The following is a 12,220-nucleotide window of genomic DNA, read 5'->3' as shown; positions in this document are numbered from 1 at the left end:
AAATCCGCCGCCCGTCACCGGGCCGGATCGGCGAAGCCTCGCGATGGCGCGCATAGGGTTGGGGCGTGAGCGAGGCGTGGGAGCGAGCGTTGCGCGGGGTGATCACCGGTGAGGTCGACACCGGCCCCCGGCGGCGGGCCGAGTACTCCTCGGACGCCTCGAACTACCGGATCCTCCCGCGCGGTGTGGTCTTCCCGCGCGATGCGGCCGATGTGCGGGCGACCCTGGACGTGGCGCGCGCGGAGGGGCTGACCGTGACCGCGCGCGGGGCGGGTACCTCGGTGGCGGGCAATGCCATCGGACCGGGTCTGGTGCTGGACTTCAGCCGCCATATGAACGCCATCCTCGACCTCGATCCCGAGAGCCGCACCGCACGGGTGCAGCCCGGGGTGGTGCTGGCCGCGCTGCAGCGGCGCGCGGGCGCGCACGGGCTGCGCTTCGGCCCGGACCCGTCCACCCAGAACCGTTGCACGCTGGGCGGGATGATCGGCAACAATGCCTGCGGTCCGCGCGCGGTGGCCTGGGGCCGCACCTCGGATACGGTGCGCGAGTTGCGGATTCTCGACGGGACGGGCATCGAGCGCACGCTGGGCGAGGACCTGTCCGTGCTCGCGGGCCTGCCCGAGTTCACCCGCAGCCGGCTGGCGCTCATCCGCACCGAGCTGGGCCGGTTCGAGCGGCAGGCGTCCGGATACGCGCTGGAACATCTACTGCCGGAACGCGGTTCGTCGGTGGCGAAGGCCTTCGTCGGCACCGAGGGCACCTGCGGTCTGCTGCTGGACGCCACCGTCGGGCTGGTTCCGGTGCCCGCGGCGACCGTGCTGGTGGCGCTCGGCTACCCGGATATGCCGGCGGCCGCCGACGATATCGCCGCGATCATGGCGGCGCGACCCATTGCCGTGGAGGGCATGGACGCGCGCCTGGTCGACGTGGTGCGTGCCCATCGCGGCGGGGTGCCCGACCTGCCGCGCGGCGGCGGCTGGCTGTTGATCGAAATCGACGGTGAGACAACGGAACAGGCACGGGACAAGGCGGAGCTGCTGCGCGGGCGCGCGCACGCGCTGGATTCCCGCGTGGTCACCGACCCGGTCGAGGCGCAGGCGCTCTGGAGCATCCGTGCCGACGGCGCCGGGCTGGCCGGCCGCACCCCGGACGGCCGCCCGGCCTGGCCGGGCTGGGAGGACGCCGCCGTGCCGCCCGATCGCCTCGGCGACTACCTGCGGGAATTCGAGACGCTCCTCCGGGACCACGGCCTGGACGGCCTGCTCTACGGCCATTTCGGTGACGGCTGCATCCACGTGCGCCTGGATCTGCCGATAGCCGATGCGCCGCAACGCTTCCGGAGCTTCCTCGAGGACGCGGCCCGGCAGGTGGTGCAGTTCGGCGGCTCGCTCTCGGGTGAGCACGGCGACGGCCGGGCGCGTTCGGATCTGTTGCGGTTCATGTACTCCCGGGAGGCCCTCGACGCCTTCGCGGGCTTCAAGGCGCTGTTCGACCCCGACGCCGTGCTGAATCCCGGCGTGCTCGTGCACCCCCGCCCGATCGATGCCGACCTGCGCCTGGCCGGGCTGCGCCCGCTACCCACGACCGGCGGTTTCGCCTTCCCCGCCGACAGCGATCTGGCCACGGCCGTGCATCGTTGCGTCGGAGTCGGCAAGTGCCGTGCCGACACCCGCGCTGCGGGCGGGTTCATGTGCCCGTCGTATCTGGCCACCGCCGATGAGAAGGACAGCACCCGCGGCCGGGCCCGGGTGCTGCAGGAGGTGGTCCGGGGCGCGCTGGATTGGCGGTCCGAGGCCGTCGCCGAGTCGCTGGATCTCTGCCTGTCCTGCAAGGCATGCCATGCCGACTGCCCCGCCGGCGTCGACATGGCGACCTACAAGTCGGAGACGCTGTACCGCCGTTATCGGCACCGGCCGCGCCCGATCGACCACTACACCCTGGGCCTGCTGCCGCGGTGGCTCGGACCGGCGACGCGGTTCCCCCGGCTGGTGAACGCGCTCGGTGCGGCCGGACCGCTGCGCCGCCTCGGCCTGCGGCTGTCCGGAATGGATCCGCGTCGCGAGGTACCCACCGTGGCGCACAGGAGTTTTCGGCGTTCCTGGCGGCAGCCGGTGCGCACCGGCGACTCCGCACCCGGGGTGATGCTGTGGATCGACACCTTCACCGACGCCTTCGATCCCGAGATCGCCGGTGCCGCCGTGGAATTGATCGAATCACTGGGTCATCGGGTGCGTATCCCCGGCTCCCGGGTCTGCTGTGGTCTCACCTGGATCAGCACCGGCCAGCTGAACGGCGCGCGGAAGCGGCTGCGCGCCACCGTCGATGCCCTGGCCGCGCATGTCGGCGCGGGTGGGGTGGTGGTCGGGCTGGAACCGTCGTGCACGGCGGCGCTGCGCGACGATCTCCCGCGCCTGCTGCCGGAGGATCCGCGGGCGGCCGCCGTGGCGGGTGCGGTACGCACCCTGTCGGAATTCCTGGAGGGCGAGCGCGGCTGGCGGCCGCCGGACCGCAGCGGCCACACCGTGCTGGTGCAGCCGCACTGTCACCAGCACGCCGTGCTGGGGTTCGCGGCCGATCGCCGAATACTGCGCGGCACCGGTGCGAAAGTGATCGAGATCACCGGATGCTGTGGACTTGCTGGAAATTTCGGAATGCAGCGAGGCCACTACGACGTATCGGTCGCGGTCGCCGAGAACGGCCTGCTCCCGGCACTGCGTGCGGCGCCCCCGAATTCGATCTTGATCGCCGATGGTTTCTCCTGCCGGACCCAGGCCGCACAGCTGGCCGGCCGCCCGTCCCGTCACCTGGCCCAGTTCCTGCTGGACCGGCCGTAACCGGCGGAGACGGGCCGTAATCGGCACGGGCCGGCACAGATGAAGGGGCACCCGCCGTGGCGGGTGCCCCTTCCCTCATCTTCAGCTGCCGAACGGCAGCGTGCCGGGCGCAATCCGGTAACCACTACTACCGGCGAAGATGTTTCCCCAGACACCGAGCAGGAAATTGATCAGGTTGGTGATCACGCCGAGTACCTCCAGTGGTGAATGCCATACGTTTGCCGAGCAACCAAGACAATCGGAATGAACATCGCCGCCGCCGATCTTCGCGTTAACAATAGAATGGCGCGGTGACTTCAGCGCCGCCCGGAATCGATCGGATGACCGTCGAGCGCGCCCGCACTCTCCGCTCGGATCGGCCGCTGGATCTGGCCGCCACCATCTCCCCGCTGCGCCGCGGCTTCGGCGATCCCTGTCACCGCGAGACCCCTGACGGCTCGCATTGGCACGCCTCCCGGCTGCCCTCGGGGGAGGTCACCTACCGGCTGCGGCAACTCGATCGGCAGACGGTCGACGCCCGCGCGTGGGGTCCGGGCGCGGAGGAGTTCCTGGCGGGGCTCCCCGGCATGCTCTGCCTGGACGAGGACCTCAGCGACTTCGCTCCCGAGCACCCCAAGGTCGCCGAGGCGCACCGCCGCAATCCGGGTCTGCGCATGCTGCGCACCGGCCTGGTGTGGGAGGCGCTGGTCCCGGCGGTGCTGGAGCAGAAGGTGCACACCAAGACCGCCCACGACTCCTGGCGGAAACTGGTGTGGCGCTACGGAACTCCGGCCCCAGGTCCGGCCCCGCAGGGCCTGCGGATCATGCCCGACGCCGAGACCTGGCGGCATATTCCGTCGTGGGTCTACCACCGCGCCAATGTCGGCCCGCAGCGTTCGAAAACCATTGTGCTGGCGGCGCGTATCGCGCCCGAACTGGAACAGGCCGCCGGGCTGAGCCACGCCGACGCCGCGCAGCGGCTGCGCACCGTGCCCGGGATCGGGGTGTGGACGGCAGCCGAGATCGCCCAGCGCGCCTTCGGTGATCCGGATGCCCTGTCGGTGGGCGATTTTCATCTCGCGGCCACTGTCGGCTGGACGCTGCTCGATCGGCCGATCGACGACGACGAGATGGTCGAATACCTGGAACCCCTGCGCCCGCACCGATATCGCGCCGTGCGGCTGCTCGGCCTGGCCGGGTTCGCGCGCAAACCCAAGTTCGGCCCACGCACGCCCTATACCGATCACAGCCGCATCTGAGCGCCGATCACTGCTGCGCGGCCGCCGCGTCGGCCTCCTGCTGCGCCCGGGTCAGCGCTTCCGCCACGGGGATGCGGCCCAGGTACATCTCGTCGAAGATCGGCGTCATCGCGTCCAGGGCGGCCGGGAATCCCGCGCCCCCGCCCGCCGCGATCTCCCTGCCGCGCAACACATCGAAGAATGGTGACACGTCCACTCCGTGCCGCGCCCAGTAGTCCCGGTACACCTGCTGTTCGGACACCACGGCCGGAATCGTCGCCCCGTCGATGCCGAGGTAGCGGTTGCCCGCCGCACTGCCGAGCCAGGCCAGCACCCGCCGCGCCGCCGCGGGGTGCGGGGTGGCGGCATTGCCCGCGAGCCCGATCGCATTGTTGGCGCTCACCCGCCCGGCCGGACCCTCGGGAATGATGGCCAATCCCCATTGGAATCCGGCATTCTGGGCAATCGTGGCCAGATTGAAGGTGCCCGACTGGAAGAGCGCCATACGGCCCTGCAGGAAGGCGTTCTTGGCGAAGTCGCCGCTGGTATTGGTGTCCGCGGCCGAGGGGGAGAGCCGGTCGGCGACCAGCCCCACCGTGTAGCCGAAGGCGTTCCGTCCCTGCGGGGAATCGAAGGCGAACCGGCCGTCGCGCTGGAGCTGCCCGCCCGCCGAGCCCAGATACGGCAGGGTGATGGATTGAAAGTCGTTGGCGGCGTTGTACGGCCACTGCGATACCGGGGCCAACCGCCGCAGCAGCGGCCGGAAGGTATCCCGCGCCGGGTCGGGGCTCCAGTGTGCCGCCGTGACCTCGCCCGGATCGACCCCGGCCTGTGCCAGCAGGTCCCGGTTCAGGTACACGGCCGTCCCGCCGTCCACGAATTGCGGTACCGCCCACAGCTTTCCGGAGCGTGTGTACTGCGTGACGGCCTGCGGGTCCCAGGCTCGGGCCGCCTGCGGTCCCAGTGCCGCACCGATATCCATCAGGTGCCCGCTGTCGGCGTAGTCCTCGTAGAGGTTGGTCCAGAACAGGTCGTCGGCGATCCCGCCCGCCACATCCAGCCGCAGCTTCTGCCCGTAGGAAGCCCACGGCACCAGCGTGATTCGCACCTCGACATCAGGATTGGCGCGCTGGAACTCGTCGAGTGAGGCCCGATACGCGGAGACGAAACTCTGATCCCAGATCCGCAGCCGCACCACCGTGCGCCCGTCGCTCGCCGTATCGCGGCCCAGCCACAGGGCCGCGGCCACCAGCAGCACCGCGACCACCACCAGCCCGAGTACGGCCCGGGTCGAATCTTTGATCCCGATCCTCGTCATTTGATCCCCGTCACCGCGATGGAGGCCAGGACCTGCCGCTGGAACACCACGAACAACAGCACAAGTGGAGCGATCGCCAGCGTGGTGGCGGCCATGATCAGCGTCCACTGGGCGTTGTACCGGGTCTGCATACTCGCCGTGGCCACGGTCAGCACCTGCCATTTCGGGCCCGACGCGGCGACCAGCGGCCACATGAAGCTGTTCCACTGTGAGACCACGGTGATGATGGCGAGCGTGGCCAGGATCGGCCTGCTCATCGGCACCACGACGCTCACCAGGATGTCGAGGGTCGAGGCCCCGTCCGTCCGCGCCGCATCGATGATCTCCCCCGGAATGGCCCGGAAGTACTGGCGCAGTAGGAAAATCGCGTACGGCGAGCCGAACAGGAACGGCAGCACCAGCGCCCAGAAACTGTTGAGCCGGCCCAGCTTCGCGAACATCAGGTACAGCGGCACCAGGGTGACCGCGCTGGGTACCATCATGGTCCCGAGATACACCCAGAACAGCACGTCACGACCGGGAAAACTGGTGCGCGCGAAGGCGTATGCCGCCATGGTCGAGGTGACCAGCTGCCCACAGGTGATGCAGACCGTCATCAGGGCGGTGACCGCGACGGCCCGTCCCAGCCCCTGGTCCAGTACCGTGCGGAAGTTGTCCAGCGTCGCGGGATGAGGTGCGGCCAGGGCGGATTCGCTCGCGAACTGCTTCGGCGTCTTGACCGCGGTCAGCGCACTGAGCACCAGCGGCGCCACCGCCAGCAGCGCCCCGAGGATAAGCACCGCGTACGCCGCGACGGCCCGGGCCGTCGCCCGCCGTTCAGTACTCATAACGCTCGGCCTCCCCGCGTTCGGTCCGATCCCGGAAGTAGTGGTGCTGCGCCACCGTGATCACGAACATGACCGCGAACACCACCACCGCCATGACCGCGGCCCGCCCCGGATGCGCGGCCTCGAAGGCCTCCGAATACATCCGCATGGCAACCACATCCGTGTGGTGGTCGGGCCCGCCTCGGGTGAGCGCGTACACCGCGTCGAAGGTCTGGAAGACGCTCACCACCCCGGTGACCAGTACGAAGAACATGGTCGGGCGCAGCAGCGGCAGGATCAGCCAGCGAATGCGCCGCCGGCCGGTGGCCCCGTCCAGCGCGCCCGCGTCCAGGATCTCCCCGGGTATGGCCCTGATCCCGGCCACGAAGAACAAGGCCACATAACCGACATTCATCCACACGATCACCGTGGCCACCGCCGGCAGCGCCAGTGTCGGCGAACTCAGCCACTCCACCCGCCGCCCCAGCAGCGCGTTCAACGCCCCGCCCGTGGGTGCGAAGATCCACTGCCACACCACCCCCACCGCCACCGGCGCACACATCCACGGCAGCGCGTACACCACCCGCAATACGGTCCCGCCCCGCCCGCGCCGCGCCAGCACGGCCGCCACCGCGAACCCCAGCGCCGTCTGCGCCGGCACCACCAGCGCCGTCAACGCCAGCGTCACCAGCAGCGAATGCCCGAACTGCCGATCCCCCAGCACCGACCGCCAGTTGCTCGCCCCGGTGAATTCGATGGGCCCCAGCAGATTCCAGCTGTGCACACTCAGCCACAACACCACCGCGATCGGCACCAGCAGGAAACACCCGACCCCGATCAGGCTCGGCAGCAGCAGCGCATAACTCACCGCCGCCTGTCTGCGCCGGGCCGAACCGCGGCGAACCGTCCGATCCATGATCAGCGACGCTACCGGCCCGCTCCCGGCGACCCCGCCCTCCCACGCCCGATCTGCCCGATATTGCCCTGTGCGCGATGCGATTTCGAGACGGCGTCCCACCCGGTGCCGCGCGGCGGCGCATGATAGTTTGTGCCGCGCCCGTTCATAGCTATGACGGCGAGGCTGGCCACGACAGGGCAGGGGACGGCGTCGATGAGAATCAAGCCACGGGAACAGATCCTCGGAGTCTGGCGGTCGCTGCTGACCGCGTGTTATCGGGATGGCGAGTGGGTGTGGGGCGGCCGCGACGGCTCCAACTCCATCAGCGACGCCGAACAGCTGCTGTGCCTGCTGTACCCGGCGACCGAGATCGACGGCTTCGGGCTGGAGCATCCCGACGAGCTCGCCGACGACATCCGCGAGGTGCTCTCCCCCCTCGGCGACAATGGCCTGCGGATCGGCGAGCGCGTGGTCTGGCTGCTCGAGCAGTACATCGACCGCCACACCGACCGCGACCCCGACTCCGATGCCGTCCTGCCGAATTTCGCCGCGGGCAGCTACCTGGCCTCCTCCGACGGCGCCGAGCCGACCCCGACGCAGCGCACCCTCGAGGTCGTCGACTCCTATTCCATGTCGCTGACCCTGTGCCTGGCCGCGCTGAAGTTCCTGCGCGGATTCAGCGGCCCGGTCGCCGAGCTGGCCGTGGGCCGGCGGATCAAGCTCGCCGTGGAACTGGGCCCGCGCATCGAGGCGCTCGACGCGCTCATCAATGTCCGGCTCACCGCCGCCATGGTGGGCCTGATCCGCAGCTTCGTCGTGAATACGGTCTCGCCCAGATCCGCCGCCGGGCAGGCCATGCTGTCGATGCTCAACCAGACCGGCGGCTCCCCCGACGCGGTGGTGCACGCCGTGCAGCAGCGCCTGGATCGGGTGCGGATCCGGCTGCGCAACGACGCCACCCTCAGCCAGGTGGAGGGCGTCGACCTGGACAGCGGCGACATGCTGTTCGAATGTGGTTGGAGCTGGGCCATTGTGCGCAAGGCCGCGCCCATCGACTTCGTGGACATGCCCATCGCGGATCAGCCCGGTCATGCCGTCGCCCGGCCCTACCTGCACTTCACCGTGGTGGCGCTGGACGGCATCAACGACCTCACCTCGGTGCGCACCCGTGAACTCGACCTGCTCAACGCCCAGCAGCGCCGCCTGGCCGAGGCCCTGCAGCTGCGCTGGGATCTGGCCCAGCGCTACTGGGCGGCGGTGGCGCGCTTCGGCACCGGGCGCTGGCCGCTCGAGGACATTCCGTGGCGCACCTCCGACGGCGAGGAATCGGACTACTTCAGTCTCATCGTCTCCGCGGTGCTCATGCAGGATCTGCTCAACCGCGAGGCCAATGACGACGATCTGGACCGCGCCGCAACGATTTTCGACGAGCTGGCCCGCCGCGGCCGTATCGTGCGCCGCTTCACCGCCGACGATCCGGCCCGCACCATGCACACGCCGGGCGTGAGTCTGCGCCTGCTGGGCAGTGAGGCGCTGGACGGCCCGCTGCTGCTGTGGACGGTCTCCGACTACGCCACCGTCCTTTTGAAACGCACCCTGCAGGCCGCGCGGCTCTCCGGCACCATCGAGACCCGAGACCAGCTGATGACACTGGCCCAGGCCACCATGGACCACCTCGACCTGCGCGCCTTCCGCGAAGGACCGGCCACCGGCCTGTGGGACGATCCCAGTCGCATCTTCGGCGGCCCCGAAAACCACCTGCCCTCCTGGTATCTCACCGAGCGCGTAGTCGAGTGCATGGTGACCGCCGCGCGCCTGTACCGGGAACCGCCGCTGCGGGCGCCGACCTCGGTGACCCGGGCCATGGAGTTGCTGACCGAGGCCGAACACCTGCTCAACCGGGAGATGCTGGAGCTGAACGAGACCGACGTGTCGGCCGGCCGCACCGCGCTGGCCCTGGCCGAGCAGCGCCTCGAACGGGCCCGCACGCTCGTCGACGAGCGCCCCGGCACCGCAGTCAGTCTCGCCTCGCAGGCCCTCTTGGAACTGGACGAGCTCGCCTACGCCCGGTTCGACGCCACCAGGAGCGTGTGACCGTGCTCGTGTTCTCCTCTTCGGACAAGGGCGGCACCGGCCGCTCGGTCACCAGCTGCAATATGGCCTACTGGCTGAGCATGAAGGGGTACAAGGTCGCCTATCTGGACTTCGATTTCGGATCCCCCACCGCGGGAGGCACTTTCGAGATCAGCCGGATCGACAACGGGGTCCGCGACGGAACGGGCCTGCACGCCTATCTGCTCGACGAGAACGGGACGCCCGCGCGGCTGAGTGTGCGCTCCGAGACCGACCGGATGGAACTGAGCCGGTCCCGGCATCCCTCCGGTCGCCTGGTGCTGTTCCCCGGCGATCTCGGCGGCTCCGAGTTCACCACGCTCGACGAGCGCATGATCGATCGCTGCGCCGCGCTGTTCGCCACCTGCGAACAGGAATTCAATGTCACCTTCGTCGATCTGAGCGCGGGCCGATCCATCGCCCTGGCCCTCGCGCTCAGCGCGACCCGGCATCCGCAGCTGTCCCGCGCGGTGTGCCGCTGGCTCATCTTCCACCGCTGGACCCGCCAGCACATCGCCGCCGCCCGCGGCCTGGTCCACGACGAGCACGGCGTACTGGCCGTCGGCGAGGCCTGGGGACACGACCGGGCCGAACTGCTGAATTCGCTGCGCTTCGTCCGCACCGCGGTGCCCGAACTCAACCTGACCGCCGGCCTCCGCCCGGCCCAGGCCGCCTGGCTGCAGGAACAACACAACACCCTGACCCGCGCGGCCAACCGGCACGGCATGGGCGAGAGCGGGATACTGGGCAAGATCCCGGTGGAACCGATGCTGCAGTGCCGGGAACAGGTGATCCTGGATGTGGATGTGGCCGCCCACGTCGCCAATGCCGAGACCGTGGCCGCATTTCGCCTGCTCACCGAGAAACTCATGAACGACGCCGTCTGGGAACAGGTGGAGGTGCGCCGATGAGCTCCGCGACCGACTACAGCGAGGCGGGCGAACGCAATCGCGTGGCCGGCCAGCCGCTCTCGCATCTGTCCATCGAGGTCGGGCACTTCTATATGGACGAGCTGGTCAACGGCGTCGACCGGATCCATGCCCAGCTGCGCAAGGTGGCGCCCATCGTCCAGACCCAGATCGCCGCTGCCGAAGCGGAATTCGGGGCGGGCGCGCGGGTCAGCACCTGCTTCCTGGTCGACGACTACTTCTGGACCCGCACCGCCAACCACCCGCGCGATGCCCGGCGAACCGCCGACCCGCGCCAGGTGCTGGAGAAACTGCTGGCCGCGGCGGAGGAATGCGGTGTGCGCATCGACTATCTGGCGCGCGAGGCGGGCTGCGCCGAGGTGCCGTCGTTCCAGGACGGCGAACCGGTCGGCGAGCCGGTGCGGCTGGCGGAGATGATGGCCGCCCGCATCGTCGCCGAACCCGAGCGCGACAGCACCGGCCGCCGCCCGCCCACCGTCGAGTCCGGCTGGCTCTGCAATGGCCGCCGATCCTCGGAATTCGATGCGGGACAGGCCATGCGCATCTCCCGCTACCGGCCGCCGGAGGAATTCGGCGCACGCAATCACTCCATCTTCCTGGATGTGCAGCTGTGGAGCCGCCGCCTGGAGGAAGAGGGCGACCAGCAGGTCGAGCGCGTGCTCTGGTCCTGCCCCTTCCTGGCCGCCATCTGGCAGTTGCTGCGGCTGGGCCTGATTCGCAACGAGGGCGCCATGGTGGCGGCGCCGGTGCCCTGGGAGGAGCCGTGGCCCAGCGACTGGTCCCGGCTGCCCGCGGTGGTGAAACTGAATCCCAAGGCCAAACCCTTCGCGGCCTATCGGGCGCTCTCGGTGCTGCCCTACAGCTACCTGGGCATCGAGCACGCCGTGCGGGTCATCCTCGACCACCTGCAACTCGATGACGATGTGCAGGCGAAGCTTGCCGAACGCGGTGCGGGCGAACGGATTCCGGTGCAGGTGCCGCGTCGGGCCACCCACCGGTTGAACCACATCTTCCTGGGTGACGTCTGAGGTGGCCGCCACGTGAGTGAGCGCAGCGAGCGAACCACGGGCTCAGTGCGCATCGCGCATGGCGGAGCTGAGCGCAGCGAGGCGGCGACATGAGTGATCCGCTGGTGCTGCTGGGGGAGGTACGCACGGCACTGCTGCCCACTGCGGGGGGACTGGCGGCGCGGGAGGCGACAGCGCTGCTGTCACTGCTGCCCGGGCAGCGGGTACTGATGCGGGAGCGACCGCTGGCCCTGGCGATCTCGCCGGGTTCCGCCGTCGGGGTGGACTGCAAGCTGGCCACGGTGTCCGGATCGGACAGCCGCGCCATCGGGACGGTGGCTGCGCACGCGATCCTGGTGGGCGGCCGGGTGATCCAGAGTTCGGCCTGTTCCACGGTGGTGCGGACGGCCGACAAGAATCGGCGGCCCTGGTCGCACTACCTGGATCAGGTGGGGACGTTGGAGGTGTGGCACCGCATCGCCGACGACGCCGCGGCCGCGGTCGATCTCACCGAGGGGTTCCTGGAGGGCTCCGGCGCCACCACCCTGGACCTGGGCTCGGTCAGCGACCGGCTGCTCACCCGCGTGCGCACCGATCCACGCCTGGATCAGGAGCCGCCGGTGCGGTCCAGCGCCACCCGGCTGCGCTGGGCCGCGCGGGTCGCGCCGCCGGTGGGCGGCACCGTGCGCGGGCGCACCCTGTTCGCCTTCCGGCTCGAGGACGAGCACACCCGGTCGGTGCGGATCATGGTGCCGACCGCCCGGGATCTGGGTGCGGTGCAACGCTTCTGCGAGGATCTGGCCGTTCACGACTGGCTGCTGTCCACCCTGGGCGCGGCACTGTCCGAGGCGGATCGTCCCATGCCCGAACGTGATCCGTCCGCCGAGCTGGCGCCGCTGCTCGAACAGCTGGTGCACCTGTGGATGCCGGGTGCCCACACCCCGCCCCGGCTGCGCGAACTGTGGACGCGGCTGGAGTCCGATCCGGGCTTCACCCGGCAGTGGACCGCGCAGGTGGGACATCTGCGCGATCGGCTGGCGGTGGCGACCCTGGCGGCGCTGCGCAGCGCCAAGATCAGCACCGTCCAGTGGTGACA

9 protein-coding genes are annotated in these 12,220 nt (G+C 70.0%); 6 read left to right on the top strand and 3 right to left on the bottom strand.

The window, feature by feature from the left end; genetic code table 11:
• The first annotated feature begins 65 nt into the window (after nucleotides 1-65).
• On the top strand, nucleotides 66-2,837 hold the full coding sequence (locus tag ACQP1O_RS42355) for an FAD-binding and (Fe-S)-binding domain-containing protein (protein WP_433563840.1): 2,772 nt from the start codon (nucleotides 66-68) through the stop codon (nucleotides 2,835-2,837).
• Nucleotides 2,838-3,157: 320 nt separating this feature from the next.
• Nucleotides 3,158-4,075, top strand: coding sequence for a DNA-3-methyladenine glycosylase family protein (locus ACQP1O_RS42350; RefSeq protein ID WP_433567989.1), 918 nt, complete (start codon nucleotides 3,158-3,160; stop codon nucleotides 4,073-4,075).
• 7 nt (nucleotides 4,076-4,082) lie between these two features.
• Here ACQP1O_RS42350 and ACQP1O_RS42345 read toward each other — a convergent pair whose 3' ends face one another.
• The 3 genes from ACQP1O_RS42345 to ACQP1O_RS42335 are packed head-to-tail and all read right to left on the bottom strand — an operon-like array spanning nucleotide 4,083 to nucleotide 7,094.
• Complete coding sequence (locus tag ACQP1O_RS42345) at nucleotides 4,083-5,357, bottom strand: extracellular solute-binding protein (protein ID WP_433567988.1); 1,275 nt, start codon at nucleotides 5,355-5,357, stop codon at nucleotides 4,083-4,085.
• An 11-nt stretch (nucleotides 5,358-5,368) separates the two neighbouring features.
• A complete protein-coding gene (locus ACQP1O_RS42340; protein ID WP_433563839.1) occupies nucleotides 5,369-6,199 on the bottom strand; it encodes a carbohydrate ABC transporter permease in 831 nt (276 codons plus the stop codon).
• Complete coding sequence (locus tag ACQP1O_RS42335; protein ID WP_433563838.1) at nucleotides 6,189-7,094, bottom strand: carbohydrate ABC transporter permease; 906 nt, start codon at nucleotides 7,092-7,094, stop codon at nucleotides 6,189-6,191. The genes ACQP1O_RS42340 and ACQP1O_RS42335 overlap by 11 nt, the downstream gene beginning before the upstream one ends.
• A gap of 195 nt (nucleotides 7,095-7,289) precedes the next feature.
• Between ACQP1O_RS42335 and ACQP1O_RS42330 the strand changes: the two genes are divergently transcribed.
• From ACQP1O_RS42330 to ACQP1O_RS42315, 4 genes are all read left to right on the top strand, one after another.
• Nucleotides 7,290-9,170 carry an SCO2524 family protein gene (locus ACQP1O_RS42330; RefSeq protein WP_433563837.1) on the top strand — a complete coding sequence of 627 codons (1,881 nt, stop codon included), beginning with the start codon at nucleotides 7,290-7,292 and terminating at the stop codon, nucleotides 9,168-9,170.
• Nucleotides 9,167-10,099 (top strand): SCO2523 family variant P-loop protein, encoded by a 933-nt coding sequence (locus ACQP1O_RS42325; protein ID WP_354840877.1) that lies wholly within the window; start codon nucleotides 9,167-9,169, stop codon nucleotides 10,097-10,099. The genes ACQP1O_RS42330 and ACQP1O_RS42325 overlap by 4 nt, the downstream gene beginning before the upstream one ends.
• On the top strand, nucleotides 10,096-11,145 hold the full coding sequence (locus ACQP1O_RS42320; protein ID WP_433563836.1) for an SCO2522 family protein: 1,050 nt from the start codon (nucleotides 10,096-10,098) through the stop codon (nucleotides 11,143-11,145). The genes ACQP1O_RS42325 and ACQP1O_RS42320 overlap by 4 nt, the downstream gene beginning before the upstream one ends.
• 89 nt (nucleotides 11,146-11,234) lie before the next feature.
• Nucleotides 11,235-12,218: an SCO2521 family protein gene (locus tag ACQP1O_RS42315; protein ID WP_433563835.1), complete on the top strand. Its 984-nt coding sequence runs from the start codon at nucleotides 11,235-11,237 to the stop codon at nucleotides 12,216-12,218.
• The last annotated feature ends 2 nt before the right edge of the window (nucleotides 12,219-12,220 follow it).

Origin of the sequence: Nocardia sp. CA-151230 (assembly GCF_050942175.1) — a bacterium.
In the GTDB taxonomy this organism is placed as follows: Bacteria; Actinomycetota; Actinomycetes; order Mycobacteriales; family Mycobacteriaceae; genus Nocardia.
This window is presented reverse-complemented; position numbering and strand designations above follow the sequence as displayed.

Bases quoted from the DNA above. Each gene is read 5' to 3' on its own strand.
- ACQP1O_RS42350 (WP_433567989.1), top strand. From the start codon at position 3,158: ATGACCGTCGAGCGCGCCCGCACTCTCCGCTCGGATCGGCCGCTGGAT.
- ACQP1O_RS42340 (WP_433563839.1), bottom strand. From the start codon at position 6,199: ATGAGTACTGAACGGCGGGCGACGGCCCGGGCCGTCGCGGCGTACGCG.
- ACQP1O_RS42335 (WP_433563838.1), bottom strand. From the start codon at position 7,094: ATGGATCGGACGGTTCGCCGCGGTTCGGCCCGGCGCAGACAGGCGGCG.
- ACQP1O_RS42330 (WP_433563837.1), top strand. From the start codon at position 7,290: ATGAGAATCAAGCCACGGGAACAGATCCTCGGAGTCTGGCGGTCGCTG.
- ACQP1O_RS42320 (WP_433563836.1), top strand. From the start codon at position 10,096: ATGAGCTCCGCGACCGACTACAGCGAGGCGGGCGAACGCAATCGCGTG.
- ACQP1O_RS42315 (WP_433563835.1), top strand. From the start codon at position 11,235: ATGAGTGATCCGCTGGTGCTGCTGGGGGAGGTACGCACGGCACTGCTG.